This is a genomic window from Bariatricus massiliensis (assembly GCF_900086725.1).
Taxonomy (GTDB): Bacteria; Bacillota; Clostridia; order Lachnospirales; family Lachnospiraceae; genus Allocoprococcus; species Allocoprococcus massiliensis.
In genome coordinates this window covers 559,523-579,433 of sequence record NZ_LT574838.1, presented here as the reverse complement: position 1 = coordinate 579,433, position 19,911 = coordinate 559,523, and the positions used below count along the sequence as shown (strand labels likewise).

General features: G+C 46.3%; 15 protein-coding genes. 11 read left to right on the top strand and 4 right to left on the bottom strand.

Features of this window, described 5'->3' with window-relative positions:
- The first annotated feature begins 33 nt into the window (after positions 1 to 33).
- The 3 genes from BN6465_RS14305 to ppdK all read left to right on the top strand — a co-directional run bounded on the left by BN6465_RS14305 (position 34) and on the right by ppdK (position 6,375).
- The gene (locus BN6465_RS14305) at positions 34 to 1,320 is read left to right on the top strand and encodes an MFS transporter (RefSeq protein WP_066736472.1); all 1,287 of its coding nucleotides are present in this window, start codon (positions 34 to 36) and stop codon (positions 1,318 to 1,320) included.
- A 680-nt stretch (positions 1,321 to 2,000) separates the two neighbouring features.
- On the top strand, positions 2,001 to 3,524 hold the full coding sequence (abc-f, locus tag BN6465_RS14300) for a ribosomal protection-like ABC-F family protein (RefSeq protein WP_066736470.1): 1,524 nt from the start codon (positions 2,001 to 2,003) through the stop codon (positions 3,522 to 3,524).
- A 217-nt stretch (positions 3,525 to 3,741) separates the two neighbouring features.
- Complete coding sequence (gene ppdK / locus BN6465_RS14295; RefSeq protein WP_066736468.1) at positions 3,742 to 6,375, top strand: pyruvate, phosphate dikinase; 2,634 nt, start codon at positions 3,742 to 3,744, stop codon at positions 6,373 to 6,375.
- Positions 6,376 to 6,467: 92 nt separating this feature from the next.
- Here the strand turns inward: ppdK and BN6465_RS14290 are convergent, their stop codons facing one another.
- Positions 6,468 to 7,214 carry a LytR/AlgR family response regulator transcription factor gene (locus BN6465_RS14290; RefSeq protein ID WP_066736466.1) on the bottom strand — a complete coding sequence of 249 codons (747 nt, stop codon included), beginning with the start codon at positions 7,212 to 7,214 and terminating at the stop codon, positions 6,468 to 6,470.
- 193 nt (positions 7,215 to 7,407) lie between these two features.
- Here BN6465_RS14290 and BN6465_RS14285 point away from each other — a divergent pair, with 193 nt between their 5' ends.
- Complete coding sequence (locus BN6465_RS14285; protein ID WP_066736463.1) at positions 7,408 to 8,820, top strand: carbon starvation CstA family protein; 1,413 nt, start codon at positions 7,408 to 7,410, stop codon at positions 8,818 to 8,820.
- A 105-nt stretch (positions 8,821 to 8,925) separates the two neighbouring features.
- Here the strand turns inward: BN6465_RS14285 and BN6465_RS14280 are convergent, their stop codons facing one another.
- Together BN6465_RS14280 and BN6465_RS14275 are read right to left on the bottom strand one after the other, a co-directional pair.
- Positions 8,926 to 9,828: a metallophosphoesterase gene (locus BN6465_RS14280; RefSeq protein WP_066736461.1), complete on the bottom strand. Its 903-nt coding sequence runs from the start codon at positions 9,826 to 9,828 to the stop codon at positions 8,926 to 8,928.
- Positions 9,829 to 9,833: 5 nt separating this feature from the next.
- Positions 9,834 to 10,940, bottom strand: coding sequence for a DUF4474 domain-containing protein (locus BN6465_RS14275; RefSeq protein WP_066736459.1), 1,107 nt, complete (start codon positions 10,938 to 10,940; stop codon positions 9,834 to 9,836).
- A 184-nt stretch (positions 10,941 to 11,124) separates the two neighbouring features.
- Here BN6465_RS14275 and BN6465_RS14270 point away from each other — a divergent pair, with 184 nt between their 5' ends.
- Positions 11,125 to 11,619, top strand: a complete 495-nt coding sequence (locus BN6465_RS14270) for a nitroreductase family protein (RefSeq protein WP_066738688.1) — start codon at positions 11,125 to 11,127, stop codon at positions 11,617 to 11,619.
- A gap of 123 nt (positions 11,620 to 11,742) precedes the next feature.
- On the opposite strand, the gene BN6465_RS14265 is transcribed toward BN6465_RS14270, so the two are convergent.
- A complete protein-coding gene (locus BN6465_RS14265; RefSeq protein WP_066736457.1) occupies positions 11,743 to 12,402 on the bottom strand; it encodes a TetR/AcrR family transcriptional regulator in 660 nt (219 codons plus the stop codon).
- 283 nt (positions 12,403 to 12,685) lie between these two features.
- Between BN6465_RS14265 and BN6465_RS14260 the strand changes: the two genes are divergently transcribed.
- The 6 genes from BN6465_RS14260 to BN6465_RS14230 all read left to right on the top strand — a co-directional run bounded on the left by BN6465_RS14260 (position 12,686) and on the right by BN6465_RS14230 (position 19,892).
- Positions 12,686 to 14,011, top strand: a complete 1,326-nt coding sequence (locus BN6465_RS14260; RefSeq protein WP_066736455.1) for a glycine/sarcosine/betaine reductase component B subunit — start codon at positions 12,686 to 12,688, stop codon at positions 14,009 to 14,011.
- Positions 14,012 to 14,027: 16 nt separating this feature from the next.
- On the top strand, positions 14,028 to 15,332 hold the full coding sequence (gene grdH / locus BN6465_RS14255) for a betaine reductase selenoprotein B (protein ID WP_082891721.1): 1,305 nt from the start codon (positions 14,028 to 14,030) through the stop codon (positions 15,330 to 15,332).
- A 73-nt stretch (positions 15,333 to 15,405) separates the two neighbouring features.
- A complete protein-coding gene (locus BN6465_RS14245) occupies positions 15,406 to 16,902 on the top strand; it encodes a BCCT family transporter (protein ID WP_066736453.1) in 1,497 nt (498 codons plus the stop codon).
- Between the two features lie 159 nt (positions 16,903 to 17,061).
- Positions 17,062 to 17,805 (top strand): DUF5058 family protein, encoded by a 744-nt coding sequence (locus BN6465_RS14240; protein WP_066736451.1) that lies wholly within the window; start codon positions 17,062 to 17,064, stop codon positions 17,803 to 17,805.
- A gap of 14 nt (positions 17,806 to 17,819) precedes the next feature.
- Positions 17,820 to 18,515, top strand: a complete 696-nt coding sequence (locus tag BN6465_RS14235) for a hypothetical protein (protein WP_066736445.1) — start codon at positions 17,820 to 17,822, stop codon at positions 18,513 to 18,515.
- 12 nt (positions 18,516 to 18,527) lie between these two features.
- Positions 18,528 to 19,892 (top strand): amidohydrolase, encoded by a 1,365-nt coding sequence (locus BN6465_RS14230; RefSeq protein ID WP_066736444.1) that lies wholly within the window; start codon positions 18,528 to 18,530, stop codon positions 19,890 to 19,892.
- Positions 19,893 to 19,911: the final 19 nt, after the last annotated feature.

Here is a 19,911-nt window from a genome sequence, read left to right as displayed (position 1 = left end):
AGAAAATACTGATGCAGGGGGAGCACAGGCGGAATGAGACGTTTTTTTGAGCAGTACAAAGGATTAAAGCGAGAGATGTATATACTTTTCTATGGCCGGATCGTGACCAGTATGGGTTCACTTATCTGGCCATTGGTGACTCTGATTTTAAAGAATAAGATGGGGCTGGGCGCCGGAACGATTGCCTCACTTGTACTTTTAATGAGCATCGTGCAGCTGCCTTTAAATCTGCTGGGCGGAAAGCTTGCGGATAAACTCAATAAGAAGAAAATAATTATCTGTTGTGATTTGGTTACCGTAATCTGCTATCTGATTTGTGGATTCATACCATTGTCATATGTATCTATTGTTCTGTTTTATACGGCATCTGCCTTCGCCACGATGGAGGCGCCCGCCTATGACACACTTGTGGCGGATCTTACAAGCGGGGAAGAGAGGGAAAAAGCTTACAGCCTTAGCTATCTGGGGACAAATCTAGGATTGGTCCTTGCGCCCACGCTCGGCGGCCTGTTGTTCCAGAATCACTTAAATCTGGCTTTTATCATCAATTCGGTGTGCACGCTTTCTTCCACCATATTGATTGCGCTGTTCGTCAAGGACTTGAAGAAAGAAAAGACAGAAGATGAGCAGGTGAATGTCTATGAGACAATGAATAGCAGTAAGAGCGCGCTGGGCATTATCTTCTCTAAGAAAACGCTGATACTGTACATATTTCTTTCCGGCGTGGGACGGCTTGTATATTCGCAGTTCAATTTTATGATTCCGCTGAATCTGGAATTACTTTACGGAGCCAAGGGGGCGACCCTCTTCGGTATGATGACCAGTACGAATGCTGCCATTGTGATTTTCGGGACGCCGGTCCTGACCAAATTACTGGAAGGCCTCAGAGATATTCAAAAGATGATATTGGGGCAGGTGTGCGTAGTTGTGGCGATGGGGATGTATATTTTTGTCCAAGGGATGATACCCATGTACTTTGTTTCTATGATTTTGCTCACGGTCGGAGAGATTCTGGACGTACTGGCCAATATGCCATTTTTGACCCGTAGAGTGCCATCCACCCACAGAGGAAGGATTTTTAGTATCAATATTATCTTCTATACTATTTTTTATTCTCTGGGAAACAGGGGACTGGGTCAGCTCGTAGACCGTATGCCGATCGTTTCCGTGTGGAAAGTTGTCGTAATCATAGGCATAGTGGCGGTTATTCTGCGGATAATCTTAGGGATTGTGGATAAGAGGGAATATGCACTATTGTATAACCGTGCAGAGGACGATTCCCATTCTGACACCAAAACAGGAGGGTCTGACTCCGAATAATAGAAATGCCATATAGACTGCGAATAGAAGGATATAAACGAAATAATCAGAATATAAAATAAAAATTAAAAAATATATTGACAAAATGGAGCCGGATATGCTATAGTTTATTTAACAAATAACAAACAGGAATTGTAAGACAGACGCGAGCTGTTAACATCCATTTGTTATTACATTCAACATAAGTGTTGGAGAAGTTCCCGTAACGTAAGGCGCTAAGAAGCGGGACATAGTTTAAGAAAGGAAGGTACGGACCACCAAAAAATTAAACTATTTACAATTACCAAAATCTATAAGAAAGAGGTAAAAGAATGATCAAAGAATCAAAGTAAAGGCGGGTGTCAATAAAATGGTTGATATCCGTCTTTACATTTGCGTTCTTTTTTGATATATTCAGTAATAAGAATGAATATTTAGGAGGTGAAAGGATGTCATCAATTTCTTGCTAATTAGTTAAGGGCAGTAACATAGAAGGACAGGAGCAGAATATTCTGCCTTTATTTTGTTGTGCCCAAGCAGGAAAGTGTTGCATTCTTTTACGCCTTGTAATGAAAGCCGATAGTCTGTCGCAGGATTATTCCGCATTTATTAAGCCGCAGGAAATGTACCTTTTCTGCGGCTTTTTATATCATAGGAAAACTGTTTGATTGCATGACACGCGGATAAAGGAGGATTATCATATGGCTTTAATTAATGTTGTAGATTTGACTTTTGCATATGAAGGCAGCTATGACAATATTTTTGAGTCCGTGAGCTTTCAGATCGACACTGACTGGAAGTTGGGATTTATAGGGAGGAACGGACGGGGAAAGACGACATTCCTCAAGCTGCTTTTGGGAAAATACGAGTATAGCGGTACCATTGCCGCAGCCGGGCTGGAATTTGAATATTTTCCTTACGAGGTGAAGGATATGCGTGAACTCACGCTTGATGTAATTAAGAGGATATGTCCGCAGGCTGAGGACTGGGAAATTATGAGGGAGCTTTCTATGCTCCAGATGGAGGCGGAGGCGCTCTACAGGCCCTTCGATACCTTGTCGGAAGGCCAGCGCACCAAGGCGCTGCTGTGCGGTCTGTTTCTCAAGGAAAACACCTTTTTGCTGATTGACGAGCCTACAAATCATTTGGATATGGAGGGGAGGGATATACTGGCACAGTATCTGAGGAAAAAGAGAAGTTTTATACTCGTATCCCACGATAGGATGTTTCTGGATAATTGTATAGACCATGTCCTTTCTATTAACCGGTCTGATATTGAGATACAGAAGGGGAATTTTTCTTCGTGGTGGGAGAACAGGAGGCTTCAGGATGAGCATGAACTGGCGGAGCATGCAAAGCTCAAGAAGGATATCAGGAGGCTGGAAGGAGCGGCAAGAAGAGCCGCCGGATGGTCTGAGCAGGTGGAAAAGTCTAAAAAGGGAACGAGAATAGCGGGACTTCGGCCGGATCGGGGGTTTATCGGACATAAGTCTGCCAAGATGATGAAGAAAGCTAAGACATTGGAGAAAAGAAGGCAGGGACAGCTGGAGGATAAATCAAAGCTTTTGAAAAATCTGGAGGAAAAGGAAGAACTGAAGATTCATCCTTTGAAATTTCAGACAGAGAAGCTTGTAGAGCTTGAGGGGATTTCTATTTTCTATGGCGATACGCAGGCAGTAAAGGAGATGAATCTGACAATCTGCCAAGGAGAGCGTCTGGCGCTCAGAGGTAAAAACGGGTGCGGCAAATCCAGTGTACTGAGACTAATCTGCGGAGAGAGAATCTCTGAAAAGGCAAAAGACGGACATCAAGTAGAGGGCGGAAATTATACCGGAGCCATGAGGAAAAATCCGGCGCTTAAGATTTCTTATGTATCTCAGGATACTTCGGGGCTTAGGGGGAATCTAAAAGATTATGCTGTGAACAGTGGGATAGATGAGACTCTTTTTAAAGCCATACTGAGGAAATTGGATTTTTCCAGAGAGCAGTTCGATAAGGATATGGAATATTTCAGCGCAGGGCAGAAAAAGAAAGTGATGATAGCCGCAAGCCTCTGCCAGCCAGCGCACCTGTATATCTGGGATGAACCGCTCAACTACATTGACGTGATTTCAAGAATGCAAATAGAGGAACTTTTGACAGAGTATAAGCCTACACTTCTGTTCGTGGAGCATGACCGTGCTTTTTGTGAGCGTGTGGCAACTGGAACGGTTTGGATGCAATAATTGGGCGCATTGTGTATAGCGGAGCCTAAAATAGTAAATTTTATGTAGAAAGTTCTGAATAATGTCTGAAACCCCGAAAATGCTTGACGAACTTTGATAAAACAATTACAATATTAGTGCGGAAAATCCGCATCTAAATGAAGGTTATAAGATGAGAAGAGCGCTAGCTTTTCATATTTTATATACATCACAAACAAATACGAGGAGGAATTGTAAAATGGCAACAAAATGGGTCTATATGTTTACAGAAGGTAACGCTACCATGAGAAACCTGCTTGGTGGAAAAGGTTCTAACCTTGCTGAAATGACATCCTTAGGTCTTCCGGTACCACAGGGCTTCACAATCACAACAGAAGCTTGTACACAGTACTATGAAGATGGCAAAAAAATCAATGACGAGATTATGGAACAGATTATGGAATCTATCGTTAAGATGGAAGAAATCACCGGCAAAAAATTCGGTGACAAAGAGAATCCACTTCTTGTTTCTGTACGTTCCGGTGCCAGAGCTTCCATGCCAGGTATGATGGATACAATCCTTAACCTTGGTTTAAATGAAGAAGTAGTTGAAGTATTAGCTGCCAAATCAGGCAATCCGCGCTGGGCTTGGGACTGCTACAGAAGATTCATCCAGATGTACTCTGATGTAGTTATGGAAGTTGGTAAGAAATACTTTGAAGAACTGATCGACAAGATGAAAGAAGAAAAAGGTGTAACACAGGATGTTGACCTTACAGCAGAAGACTTGAAAGAGCTTGCTAACCAGTTCAAGGCAGAATATAAAGAAATGATCGGCGCTGAATTCCCGACTGATCCGAAGGAACAGCTGATGGGAGCTATCAAAGCCGTATTCCGTTCATGGGACAACCCGAGAGCGAATGTTTACCGTCGTGACAACGATATCCCGTATTCATGGGGAACAGCTGTCAACGTACAGATGATGGCATTTGGTAACATGGGCGAGACATCTGGTACAGGTGTAGCGTTTACACGTGACCCTGCTACAGGTGAGAAGAAGCTGATGGGTGAGTTCCTTATGAACGCACAGGGCGAAGACGTTGTTGCCGGTGTTCGTACACCTCAGAAGATTGACCAGTTAAAAGAAGTTATGCCGGAAGTATTCAACCAGTTCGTAGAAATCTGCGATACACTGGAGAACCATTACAGAGATATGCAGGACATGGAGTTCACTATCGAGGATAAGAAGCTCTACATGCTGCAGACACGTAACGGTAAGAGAACAGCTCAGGCTGCTCTGAAGATTGCCTGCGATCTTGTAGATGAAGGCATGATTACAGAAGAAAAAGCTGTTGCTATGATTGACCCGAGAAACCTTGATACACTTCTGCATCCGCAGTTCGACGCTGCTGCACTTAAGGCTGCTGAGCCGGTAGCGAGAGCACTTGGAGCTTCTCCGGGAGCTGCATGCGGTAAGATCGTGTTTACAGCAGAAGACGCAAAAGCATGGGCTGCTAAGGGAGAGAAAGTTGTACTTGTACGTCTTGAGACATCTCCGGAAGATATCGAAGGTATGAAAGCTGCACAGGGAATCCTGACAGTACGTGGCGGTATGACATCACACGCTGCCGTTGTTGCACGTGGTATGGGTACATGCTGTGTATCCGGATGCGGCGACATCGTTATGGACGAAGCAAATAAGAAATTCACACTTGCAGGTAAAGAGTACCATGAAGGAGATGCAATTTCTCTTGACGGTTCCACAGGTAATATCTACGATGGATTGATTCCGACAGTAGACGCTACAATCGCAGGTGAATTCGGAAGAATCATGGGATGGGCTGACAAGTTCAGAACAATGAATGTCCGCACAAATGCAGATACACCGGCAGACGCTAGAAAAGCCCGCGAGCTTGGCGCAGAAGGTATCGGTCTTTGCCGTACAGAGCATATGTTCTTTGAAGGAAACAGAATCGATGCATTCCGTGAAATGATTTGTTCTGAGACTTTGGAAGAAAGAGAAGCTGCACTGGAGAAGATTCTTCCGGAACAGCAGGGAGACTTTGAAGGATTGTTCGAAGCACTGGAAGGAAATCCGGTTACTATCCGTTTCCTTGATCCGCCGCTTCATGAATTCGTTCCGACTGAAGAAGAAGATATCAAGAAACTTGCTGACGCTCAGGGCAAAACTGTAGAGCAGATCAAGACAATCATTGATTCTCTTCATGAGTTCAACCCGATGATGGGACACCGTGGATGCCGTCTTGCTGTAACTTATCCGGAAATCGCTAAGATGCAGACAAAGGCTGTTATCCGTGCGGCAATCAATGTTAAGAAGGCTCATCCGGACTGGAATGTATGCCCGGAAATCATGATTCCGCTGATTGGCGATATCAAAGAGCTGAAATATGTTAAGAAGTTCGTTGTTGAGACAGCAGACGCTGAAATCGCAGCTTCTGGCATTGAGTTAAAATACGAAGTTGGTACTATGATTGAGATTCCGAGAGCTGCTCTTACAGCTGACGAAATCGCAAAAGAAGCTGATTTCTTCTGCTTCGGTACAAACGATTTGACACAGATGACATACGGATTCTCACGTGATGATGCTGGTAAGTTCTTAGATGCTTACTATGACGCTAAAATCTTCGAGAGCGATCCATTTGCAAGACTTGACCAGATTGGTGTCGGCAAACTGATGGAAACAGCTATCAAGTTAGGTAAGCCGGCTAATCCGAATCTTCATATCGGTATCTGTGGAGAGCACGGCGGAGATCCTTCTTCTGTAGAATTCTGCAATAAGATTGGTCTGAACTATGTATCCTGCTCACCGTTCCGTGTACCGATTGCTCGTCTGGCTGCTGCTCAGGCTGCAATCAATGCAAAGAATGCGTAATTAGAGATTTGTTATGATGCAAAGGCGTTTATCCTGCCGCTGCAAAAATCAAAAGACCTTTGGCCTGACCGCCAAAGGTCTTTTTTATACGTTTAGGTGTTCGACACTCCTCTTTCCAGCAGGTAATCAAGATAAGTTTTCCTTGCTTCTTTATAAATGCGGGACAAGGGCAGCTTTTTTCCGTTTGCCAGCTCGAACTGCCGGGAAGTCACGGCGCTTACATGCTGCATGTTGACGATATGTGCGGCGGAAATTTTCACAAAGCGGCCGTCAGTTATCAGCGGTGCGGTAAGCTGTTTAAAGGATTCCCTCTGATAAACGCTTTTTGATATTTGTCCGTCCAGCCGATAGGCAATGAGGCGATGCTGAGTGTATTCTACATAAAGCAGTCTGCAATACGGAATGGCTTCCACACCGCCGTCCGGCGTTTGAATCACCAGCCGGCGATCGTCATCTGCGTCCAAATGGGCGATTTTTTTATCTAGTATTGCAAACAGGTGTTGCTTTATAAATGGTTTTAACAAATACCCCTGTGCCTCCACCGTGTAGGATTCCACGGCAAAATCAGGGGAAGAGGTCAGATAAATAAGAATGGCGGCGCTGTCCTTTTGGCGGATGACAGCGCCGACTTCAATGCCATTGACCACCGGCATGAGAATATCCAAAAGATAAACATTGAACCGGCTCCGGGCGTTCACGGCTTCCAGCAGGTCATAGCCGTTCTGGAATTTCCGAACGGCAATATCCAGTTCGGGATGTATATCACGGTATGCCTCTGTCAGCCTATAAATATACTCTAGCTCTTTTTCATCGTCGTCACAGATTGCGATTTGCAGCATCGTTTTCAACCTCCCTTTCCCGTTTTTTGATTTTGTGTTGATTAAGTGATGTGGAGTGTCGATTAAGTGATTGACCCCACGAATAGAAAATCATCTATTATAATAGAATCGTAAATTTATACTTGTGACAGATTTTGGGTAATTATAACAAAAAGTATATTTTAAGTCAAATTATAATAAAGAGGTGATGTGATTGATAACTTTTGTAGTTTCGCTCGTGCTGCTGGCATGTGGATATTTCTTCTATGGCAAACTTGCAGAGCGGGTTTTTGGGCCGGATAACCGGCCTACCCCTGCCGTGAGTATGACGGATGGCATTGACTATGTGGAAATGCCAACATGGAAGGTGTTTCTCATCCAATTGCTCAACATCGCGGGAACCGGCCCGATTTTTGGAGCACTGATGGGTGCGGTGTTCGGGCCAGTAGTATTCCTTTGGATTGTGTTCGGCTGCATTTTGGGCGGCGCGGTGCATGATTACTTCACTGGCATGATTTCTGTGCGCATGGGTGGGGCAAGTGTGTCCGAAATTGTGGGAAAATACTTGGGACGCGGCATGAAACAGGTCATGAGGGTGTTTTCCGTCCTGCTGCTGGTTCTGGTCGGTACGGTGTTTGTCACCAGCCCGGCAACGCTGCTGGCCATGCTCACACCGGAAAGGCTGGGCGTTCCGTTTTGGGTGGCGGCCATTCTGCTGTATTACCTGCTGGCGACGCTGCTGCCTATCGACAAGCTCATTGGAAAACTGTACCCTGTATTTGGCGTGGTGCTGATTGTCATGGTAGTGGGGATTGCGGGCGGTTTGATTGCGAAAGGCTATGCTTTGCCGGAGCTGACACTGCAAAATCTCCATCCGGACGGTAAACCTGTGTGGCCGTATTTATTCGTCACCGTGGCCTGCGGCGCGATTTCCGGTTTTCATGCCACACAATCACCTATGATGGCTCGGTGCATGAAAAAAGAAAGTGATGGCCGGAAAGTGTTTTATGGCGCGATGATTGCCGAGGGAGTGATTGCATTGATTTGGGCGGCGGCGGGCGTGGCCTTTTATGGCGCGGCCGGCGGGCTGCAAAAGGCGCTCAGTTCTCTGGGGCAATCTGGCGTGGTGTATGAGATTTCCACCTCTCTGCTAGGGATTGTCGGCGGCGCTCTTGCGGTGGTCGGCGTGGTGGCCTGTCCGGTCACATCAGGAGACACAGCCTTCCGCAGCGCGCGGCTGACACTGGCCGACTGGTTCCATATTGACCAAAGCAAAATCCAAAAGAGGCTGCTTTTGACCGTTCCGCTGCTGGCAGTCGGCGCGTTGCTGACCCAATTAAACTTTGATGTGATATGGCGCTATTTTTCTTGGGCGAACCAGAGCCTTGCCATGATTGCGCTATGGGCGGCGGCAGTCTATATTAGCCGGGAACGGCCCGGTCCCGCCTGCCTGATGGCGGCGCTTCCGGCGCTGTTTATGTCAGGTGTGAGCAGCACATACATCCTGATGGCGGACGAAGGGTTCCGTATTTCACAGGCGTGGGCGTATCCTCTCGGCGCAGTTTTCACCGGGGCGTGCGGCGTACTCTTTCTGCTGCATGTGCTGCGCTATAAGGAAATGAAGTAAACGTATGACCGAAGAAGAAAAGTCAAACTTTTCCTAAAAAGGGGAATGGATGCGGTGAACATACTATACTAGAACGTGTCTCACCGAACCATTCCCCATCTGGAATTATATATTTGTATAATCTGATAATGCAGCCGGTCCTTCAAGAACCTCGCGTTCCACAGACAGTGTTCTGTCTTTTCTGGCTTTCACCGACCATTTTACCAATGTGATATGATTGTTTTCTATCTCAATGCCTGTAATACAACGAGGGTGTACGCAGCTGCCGGTATTGAAGTAATATCCTTCTGTGGGGCTGGAAAATACGGGCCGGTGTGTGTGGCCTGCAATTAGGATACTGTGATGTTCTTTTGCATAGGCGGCCAGCCTTTTCTCTATACGCTCCTTCGCTTTTCGAGGCCGTCCGGCGCCTGTAGGGTCCAGAAATCCGGCCAGCTCTAAGCGCCGCCATACATATCTCACTAAAAATCTTGCCAGAGGCCAAAGGGTATCATTTAGCAGATCGCCCTGATGGCCGTGTATTAAAAATATTTCTTTGTTATCTAAACAATTTCTTAAGATTAAACCTTCAGAAACAGTAATATCGTTTAGCAGTGGCTTCTCACAGTGGGATGCCTCGCAATAATAACTACTTCCGTGTTGTTTCATATATTCTGGACGCCGTTTTACAATGTCATGGTTTCCATAAAGCAGATAAAGCCGTGCCTCATTATAAAATTTAGAAAGCATCCAGAAAATATCGCTGTGTACTTCAATAATCTGTTTTAGCTGCCGGTTTTCCCAAAGTTCATCGCCGTCGCCCAATTCGATATAAGTGAATCCATTCTGGAAATAATATTCCAGAGCGCCGAAAGTAACCGTCTGATTTGCTAAAAAGTTATCTCCGGCATTCCCCTGACCCCGATGGCAGTCACTCATTAAAATAATCTTGGAATCTGAATCAAATGTTACCACCTGCGCATTTCTGTAGACCTTATCCAGTTTTTTGCTGAGAGATGCTTCTTGCATGAGGGCTAGGGCTGTCTGTCATTACAACTGCCGGGACAATTAGAGGGGCATGGGCAGCAGTTCCGATTCGGGCAGCAAGGTGGTTTGGGCCGCTCGGGCGGTGGACAAGGTGTTTCGGGCGGTGGGCAAGGGCAAATCGGTGGTTTGGGCGGCGGACAAGGGGGAATCGGTTTGGGTTTGGGATGTTGTCCGTCCAGCCAATCCTTGATCCAGCCGAATGCTTCATATATTCCCCGGGCATAAAGTGATTTTACAAAAATAGTATACAGTTCGGGCATCATAGCTTTCACGTATTCTAGTTTATCCAGAGTATCGCTGTATTTACCGGTTGCAAAATTATAGAGTTTACAGTTGCTGCTGTTTGTCTGTTGTACAATACTTTCGCTTGCTCTATTCCGGGATTCTGGCTGTGGTGAGTGAGGGGCTGTATAATGGATAGAAACCGTGCGCTGCCTCGTGGAAAATTCCCGCCTGCTGTAGCCAAGTTCCTTTAAGGCTGCTGTAAATGCATTTCGCATCTCTACAGTTGGAAAAGTAATTTTGGCGTCCATTGTGAGGGCATCTGTCTCCGAAAATAATCCAAGTTTAAATCCTGTAAGCCACCAGTGAACTGCACTTCGCTGCAATATTTTCTTGCCGTTTCTGCGGAGTACGAAAGACATTTTAAGCATTTCATTGTCTTGTATAGCTTCATAGAAAGTACCTTTAAATTTATCTGTGTCCATATCCTCCCGGGCCGTATGGTATACGCCGATTTCAGCTCCGGTTGTGATGCCGTACTGGCCTTTCCACAATTCGATAAGCCAGCGCTTTCCGGCATAGAAGAAGGTGACAGGCTCACAGTCCATTATCATATTGAACAATGGCGCAGCCTCGTCATAGAGCCGGCAATAGCCGGTTTCCCGCTGCCAGCAGTCCATAAGGGAATAAAAATAGTCTCCTTTTAGTTCGTATGCGAAGCCGGTCTCTTCGAGCTCGGCGTTTAATTCATTTTGCTGGCGCTGCTTATCGCTGCTTGGCCGAAAATGCCGGGTTCGGACGCGCCATACAGAGAAGAGCAGCAGTAATGCTGCAAGGAAGATAACAGCAATTATAATCAATACAGTAGTCATAATATCTGTCCTTTATAAAGAGTTACTATATCATATTCGAGAGTTTACTTTCTGTGATAGAGTATAAAAGCTGGTCATTCCCTAGGGGATTTGGTATAATAATTGCACATACGTGCAATTAAGGCAATTGCATTGCCTTTATGTCGTTTGCCGGGAAGATTAGGAAGAAAGGATGGTAGGAGATATGGATAGTATATTTCATAGAACGAGTGTCAGGCAGTATTTGGAGAAGCCGGTGGAGGAGCAGAAAATTGAGAAAATGCTGCGGGCGGCCATGGCGGCGCCGTCGGCCAGAAATCAGCAGCCGTGGGAATATTATGTTGTGACGTCCAAGGAAATACTGGGAAAGCTGTCAGAGGCAAGTCCTTTTGCTGGATGTACGAAAGGAGCGCCGCTGGCCTTTGTCGCATGCTGGAGGAAAGAATGTTTTAGACCGGACTACGCACAGATTGATCTCAGCGCGTCTGTGGAAAATCTTTTGCTGGAGGCGGATGCGCTTGGGCTGGGGGCAGTATGGCTCGGCATTGCGCCCATAAGAGAGCGCATGGATGAAGTGAGGAAGGTGCTGGATATCCCGGATAGGCTGGAGGCGTTTGCCATTATCCCCTGCGGTTATCCGGTGAACGTGAACCCACAGCAGGACAGGTATGAGGAAAGCAGAGTCCACTATGTAAAATAACAGTATTAGAGAATTGTATAAAAGGAAAATGACACGTCCCATGTATGGATGTGTCATTTTTGCTTTATAACATAGGGAACCTTGTTCCCTATGTTATAAAACATCCGGGGGATGCACACAATGTCAATTGCATTTTTCCACCAGAAAGTGTATTGCATTCATTAATTTGTTTTGAAGTTCTTTGCTGTCCATCTCATCGTTGGCACATTTTTGCCCCAGCAGATACTGGCAGTAACTGACGGTCAAATCATTGATAGTATCCACATTTTCCTTAGTGACACGAGTGCGCTTATCATCCACCAGAGGGAGCAGTATCTTCATACACCGCTCGGTGTAATTTTTCCCGAAATACATGGCCTCGATATCTTTTGTATATTTGTTTTTCTCCTCGGGGAATAAATCATAATATACGTTTAAGAAACGAAGGAGATCGTCGCTGTATTTACCGAAAAAGAAATTGTTGAATACACAGGAATATTGAAAGGCCGACTCACAGAAGCATTCCCAAATATTGAAAAAGTTGTCGTAGGCGTCTGCGTGCTTTTCGCTCTGTTTCTCCAGTGCGGCGCTGTATTGCTGGAAACGCATGATGGAAGCCAGCATAGTCAGTTCGTCTAAATCACTGAAATACAGATAGATTGTAGAGTTGTGAAAGCCGGACATGGCCGCAATTTTACGGATGGATACCTTTTGGATGCCCTCCTCTTCAATAATCTTCTGCGTTACTTTTATAAAATGAATCAAATTTTCTCGTTTTTGCATATCGCTATGATAATCGATCATTGGTACATTCTCCCTTAGATATAAATACTGATGCGAGTATAACACAAGATAAACTTAGAATTCAAGAGTTGGTTCTAGATTTTACAGATTTGATGGCATATAGAAATAATCTATAATCGAATTCAAAAAAGCAATTGACAATAAGCGCGATTAGTGGTACTTTAATTGTACAATAATAAAAATAAGCGCGATTATTAAAAGGGATATTTGTATAAAATGACTATAATGTGTAAAGGCAGAGATAAACGCGCAAACACACTATTTCATGAATGGAGGAATTGTAATGAGACTGGAAATTGGTAATTTCTATGTGAACGACATTGTATTCGGTGATAAACTATCGTATAACAATGGCGTACTGACGATTGATAAGGAAGAGGCTTTAGCGTTTATCAGACAGGATGAGAGAATAACAGAGGCGGAGCTTTATATCGCAAAGCCCGGTGATAAGATTCGTATGTGTCCGGTGAAGGAAGCAATTGAGCCGCGTTTCAGGCCAGACGGCAGGAGTGCGTTTCCGGGGTATACAGGGGATCTCGCGCCGGCAGGTGACGGTACGACTTATGCACTGAAGAATTGCAGCGTACTGGTAGTTGGCAGACACTGGGGCGGATTTCAGGACGGCGTTATCGATATGAGCGGGGAAGGACAAAAATATACATACTTTGGTGAATTGAACAATATAGTACTTGTTGCGGATACGAACGAGGAGTTTGAGCAGAGAGAACAGCAGAAGAAGAATGATGCACTCCGCAGGGCAGGGCACAGGCTCGCAGAGTATATAGGGGCCTGCGTGAAAGAGATGACGCCGGAGGAGACAGAGACTTTTGAGCTGGATGGCATGATAAAAAGGGACAGTACGGTGGAGAAACTCCCTTCCGTCGTCTATGTCATGCAGCCTCAGTCACAGATGGAGGAGATGGGATACAATGATTTGGTCTACGGCTGGGATATGAATCATGTAGTCCCCACCGTTATGCATCCCAACGAGATTCTGGACGGAGCCATGGTATCAGGAAGTTTTATGCCGGTTTCCTCCAAGTGGTCCACCTACGATTTCCAGAACTGCCCGAATATCAAGGCGCTGTATCAAGAACACGGGAAGACAATCAATTTTCTCGGTGTGATTATGTCAAACTTAAATGTTGCCTTGGAGCAGAAGGAGCGCTCAGCCTTATTCGTAGCACAAATCGCAAAATCTTTGGGAGCCGACGGCGCGGTCGTGGCAGAAGAGGGATATGGCAATCCGGATGCCGACTTTGTAGGCTGTATAGTGGCTCTTGAGGATGCGGGCGTGAAGACGGTTGGCGTTACAAACGAATGTACAGGCCGTGACGGGCAGTCTCAGCCCTTGGTTACTCTGGATGAGAAATGCGACGCGATAGTGTCCTGCGGTAATGTTTCTGAATTGATTGAACTTCCGCCGATGGAGACGGTTCTCGGAGAACTACAGGCATTGGCAAGAGATGGATTATCTGGCGGCTGGGCCGATGATGAGCTGCTGGGACCGTCAGTGAGAGAGGACGGCTCCATTATTATGGAGAATAACTCTATGTTCTGTGGTGATCAAGTGTGCGGCTGGTCTCCGAAGACCATGAAAGAATTTTAGGAAGGGGTATAGAAGAATGAAAAAAGCGATTTTATATATTAATCAGTTCTTTGGTCAAATTGGCGGAGAGGACAAAGCGGACTTCGAACCAGAAATCAGGGAAGGGAAAGTCGGTCCTGCATTAGAATTTGCAAAGTCTCTGGAGGCAGAGATTACTCACACAATCATCTGCGGCGATAATTTTATGGGTTCACATACGGAAGAAGCTATCGACAGAATCTTAAAAATGCTGGAAGACAAAGAATTCGATATCTTTCTTGCCGGCCCGGCCTTTCAGGCAGGCAGATATGGGGTGGCCTGCGGTACTATCTGCAAAGCAGTCAAGGAGCGCTTCCATGTTCCGGTAGTGACATCCATCAACGTTGAGAATCCCGGCGCCGAGATGTTCAAAAAAGAGATGTACATATTAAAAGGTGGAAATATCGCCTCAAAAATGCGGACTGACGTCAAAGCTATGGTACAATTGAGTAATAAGATTTTAAATGGGGAAGAGATTGGCAGTTCGGAGGAGGAAGGCTACTTTGCAAGGGGAATCCGCCGCCAGACATGGCTTTCCGACGGGACGCCGGCCTCTGTTAGAATGGTAGATATGCTTGTGAAGAAGCTGAACGGAGAGACATTCCAGACAGAGCTTCCTATTCCAAAACTTGATAGAGTCCCGATCGCGCCGGCGGTGAAAGACTTGAAGAAGGCGAAAATCGCACTGGTGAATACTGGGGGGATTGTGCCGGTAGACAATCCGGACAGAATCCAGTCGGCTTCTGCTACCAGATGGGGGCGCTACAGTATTGAGGGCACAGAACGTCTGGAAGGTGGAGTTTACAAAACGATTCACGCCGGTTTTGACCCGGCAGCGGCAGACGCAGACCCAAATGTCATCACTCCGGTGGATGCGTTAAGAAAACTAGAGGACGAGGGAGTTTATGGCAGCCTGCACCCGTATTTCTATTCGACGGTAGGTACCGGAACCACACAGGCTGAAGCGATGAGAATGGCTCAGGAGATGATTCCTTATCTTCAAGAGGACAATGTGGACGCCGTGATCATGGTCTCTACATGAGGTACCTGTACACGTTGCGGTGCAACGATGGTAAAAGAGATTGAGAAGGCAGGTTTCCCTATTGTTCAGATGTGTAACTTGATTCCGGTCGCAAAGACAGTGGGCTCCAACAGAATCGTTCCTACTATTTCTATACCGTATCCCCTTGGCGATCCGTCTACCTCAAAAGAGGAACAGTGGAAACTGAGATATCACAGAACCAAAGTGGCTCTGGAAGCTTTGGCTACTGACGTTAAAGAGCAGACGGTATTTCGTGTATAGGTTCTTTGAAATATAGCCGCTCCCGCCTGTATAAGGCGGGAGTTCATAAGAGAAGTGTGGAAAGGAGAACTGTATGGGGGAGAAAAAGGAAACAAAAAAAATCGTATTTTATATTTCCCTGATTATCATAGCCGTCATGGCAGTCTGGTCGGTGGCGTTTAACGATAGTTTTACTGCTGTGTCAAACGCGGCGTTTGCTTTTTTTACGACTGATTTTGGGTGGCTGTATCTTCTGGCAATGATTGTGTTCTTGGTATTTATTGTTTTTATAGCATTCAGTAAATTTGGGAAGATACGTCTCGGAGGTGATGACTCCAAGCCGGAATACAGTAATATGACATGGTTTGGACTGCTTTTTGGCTGCGGCATGGGGGTAGGACTTGTCTTCTGGGGTGTCGCTGAGCCTTTGAACCATTACTTGAATCCACAGGGGATGGAAGGGGCTACGGCAGAGTCGGCGGACTTTGCGATGAAGTCGTTCTTTACGCACTGGGGAATTCTCCCCTGGGCGAATTATGCCATTATCGGGCTTGCGCTGGCCTATTTTATGTTCCGCAAAAATAAAAAGGGACTTATAAGCAGTATTTTGGAGCCGCTGATCGGCGAGAAGCTGGCGAACGGCTGGCTTGGCAAACTAATAGATATACTGGCCGTGTTTGCTACGGTAGCGGGGATCGTCACATCTCTTGGGCTTGGGACAATGCAGATCAACGCTGGTTTTAACCGTTTGTTCGGACTGCCCGTGAATTTGACCGTTCAGATTGCAATCATTGCCATAGTATCTGTCATATATATTACTTCAGCAGTATCGGGGATTGAAAAGGGAATCAAGATTATTTCTGACGCTAATCTCTATGTTGCGATTGGCCTTATGGCTGTATGCTTCCTAGTTGGGCCGAAGATTGAGATATTGAACAGTTTTGTGAACGGGATGGGACAGTATATTGGAGATTTTATTCCGGATGCGTTGAGAGTCAGTACCTACGGGGACAATAGCTGGCTGGGCAGCTGGCGGCTGTTCTACTGGGCATGGTTTATCGCGTGGGCGCCTTTTGTGGGAGTATTTATTGCCCGGATTTCAAAAGGCCGTACTATCAAGGAATTCGTGATGGGAGTCGTGCTTGTACCGGCGATGGCCTCTTGTATCTGGGGAGCTGTATTTGGCAATCTGGGCATCAATCTTGCAGAAAAAGGTATCCTTGCCGTTGAAGAGCTTCAGCAGGTGGTCGCAAATCCAGAAGTAGGCCTGTTCATGGTTCTTCAGGAATATCCGCTCGGGTTTGTACTGTCTATCATTGCGATTGTATCTTTATGTGCCTTCTTCATCACATCGGCAAACTCTGGTGTGTATGTACTGTCAATGCTGACTACCGACGGAAATATTAACCCGCCTAACAGCAAAAAGATTTTATGGGGAATTATCCAGTCCGTTATGGCAATCGGACTTTTGATGGCAGGGGGATTGAAACCGCTGCAGACCATCTCTCTGGCGGCTGCTTTTCCATTTATTTTTATAATGTTTGCGGCGTGTGCGGCCCTATATAAGACTTTAAAAAAGGAAAAAGTGTAGTTTAACAGCAAGAATTAACTCTAAAAATGAAAATATTTTCACTTGATAGAAAAGGAATTTGAAAAGTGAAAATATTTTCATTTTTTATTTTGCGCAAAATAAGTATAATGACCGCAATGAATTTAAAACATTAACGTAACACAAAGGAGGAGAAATAAGATGGATGCAATGCAGCTGGCAAATAGTCTGCCGATGTGGATAGCATGTGGTATCCCGGTAGCGTTTGTAGTCTTACAGGCAGTTTTGTTTGCAAAAGGTGCCTATGGGGCGGGGAAAAAGGTAGGATTAACAGAGACACAGATGAAGAAAGCAATGAAAAGCAGTGCGGTCACTTCGATTGGGCCTTCGATTGTTGTGTTGAGCGGTATGCTGTCACTGCTGGTAACGGTGGGAGCTCCGGTCGGATGGATGCGGCTATCCATGATTGGCTCAGTTATGTTTGAGTCCATTGCGGCAGGGCTTGGCACATCGGCGGTAGGGGTGACGCTTGGCACCGATGTTATGACGAGGGAAGCGCTTGGAATGGCGGTCTGGACTATGATTCTTTGTTCTATCGGCTGGGTGCTCTTCGGGACATTCGCGGCGAACAAGATGGACAAGATTGAGCACAAGCTTTCCAAGGGAAATGCCGGAACGCTGACGGCCATCGCTTCCGCGGCTATCATTGGTGTATTTTCTGCCATGGTAGCCAGCCATTTGTCAAAGCCTATCTATTCATTGATGCAGAAAGCAGACGCGGCAGTGATGTCCGGTGCGTATAAGAACGCGTTGGCATGTGTGCTGGGCGCGGTAATCATGTATGTGTTGACAACGGCCGCGAACAAAAAAAATATCGGCTGGTTAAAGGAATGGTCGCTCACTATTACCATTTTGTCGGCCATGATTATCACGGCGGTAATATAAAGGAGGATTGGGTTATGGATAAGAATTTTTATAAAGACGAGTATGTGCCAAAAGTTAATAGGACTGGAAAGATTACGGGTTATTTAGGTGTGGTTTTAGCCTTTACACCGGCGCTTCTCTTAACAGTGGTCTATGGGATTGTTCCAAAACCGGCGGCATTATTGACAGCCTTCATCAGCGGCGCCAGCGCCTTTGGCGTACTTTGGTTCGTGGAGCCTATTTCCTATTTCCCGGTGGTAGGGCCGGCCGGGACTTATATGGCATTTCTCTCCGGAAATATTTCTAATATGAGAATTCCTTGTGCGAGTATGGCACAGGTGGCGGCGGAAGTGGAGCCGGGAACAGAGAAAGGCTCTATCATCGCCACCATTGGGATGGCGGTGTCGATTGTAATCAATGTGGCCGTGCTGACCATTGGAGCAATTCTTGGCAGTTCTGTGCTCTCCCTTCTTCCGGAAGCGGTGAAATCAGCGCTTAATTATCTTCTTCCAGCGCTTTTTGGAGCATTGTTGATACAGTTCGGGCTGAAGATGAAAAAGCACAGCTTAGTCATGGTAATCATTGCACTTGTGTTATATACAGCTATTGGAATGGGAGTCTTCAACTGGCTTCCGGGGGCGTCGAACTGGCTCGGAACATTGGGCTGTGTATTCCTCAGCATTGCAATTGGGTTTGCTACAATGAAAAATGCGGCTAAGAGTAAGGCGTAAGGAGGTTTCGGCATGACTAAGAAAGAACTGTTTGAGATGGTAAAAAATCTGGAGCCGCTATGTCGGAATAGCTGCCGTTTTATTTGGAATCATCCGGAGCTTGGCGGAGCGGAGAAGGAATCCGCGGATTATTATAGGCAGGTGATGGCGGACGAAGGCTTTGTACTCGTAAATGAAGAGAAACTGGAACATGCATTTTACGCGGAATACGGGTGTGGTTCTCCGGTCATCGCAATTTTAGGTGAATACGACGCACTTCCCGGCTTGTCTCAGACGGTGGCAGAGTCCAAGAAGCCGGTACAGGAAGGCGGGGCGGGACACGGTTGTGGCCATAATCTATTGGGAGCCGCCGCGGCAGTGGGAGCCATCGCCGTGAAACGTTTCCTTGAAGAAGAAGGAATACAGGGGACCGTACGTTTCTATGGATGCCCGGAGGAGGAAATGCTTTCTGGAAAGGTGAAGATGGCATATCACCATATGTTCGACGGATGCGACATCGCAATAAGCTGGCATCCCATGAGTGGGAATATGGTATATGACAGCGGTTATCTTTCCAGCGCATCCGCACATTTTGAATTCAAGGGAAGAAGCTCCCATGCGGCGTTCGCGCCGGAACTTGGAAGAAGCGCGCTTGACGGCGTGGAGCTGATGAATGTAGGCGTCAATTATTTGAGGGAGCACGTGTCCTCAAGAGCGAGGATACATTACACGACAGACAGCGGCGGATTCGCGCCGAACATCGTGCCGCCAAGAGCGGGGTCATGGTATTTCGTGAGGGCGCCCTATATATCTGATGTCAAGGAAATACTGGAGAGAGTCCGCAAAATAGCGGAGGGAGCCGCTCTTATGACGGAGACTTCCGTGGAAATGAAGATCGATTATGGATGCTGTGAAATGCAGGAGAACCATGCCTACGCAGATTTAGCATATAAAAATTTGAAAGAGGCGGAGCTCCCGGTATTTGATGAGGAAGATATTTCATTCGCAAGGAAATTAGAAGAGACAATCGTAAAAACAGATGTCGCTAAGGCCCACAAGCTCTATGGGACGGAGGGAGCTCCGCTGGCGGCGAAGCTGGCGGACAGAAATTTATATGAAAAGAGCCCGCTCACTGCTTCCTCGGACAGCGGCGATGTGAGCCATATGATGCCGATGTGTGTATTTTCCACCACCTGCTGGCCGGCGGCCTGCTCGCCGCACACATGGCAGTCTACGGCCGCGGCCGGAAGTCCGATTGGAGAAAAAGGGGCGCTCAGCGCGGCGCAGGTCATTGCGGGAATTGCGTATGACCTATACACAAAGCCCCAGATACGTGAGAAGATTATGCAGGAGTTCCAGACTAAAAAAGAAGATTACACCCCGATGTATCAAGAATAAGTAAAGCAAAGTGTATCCT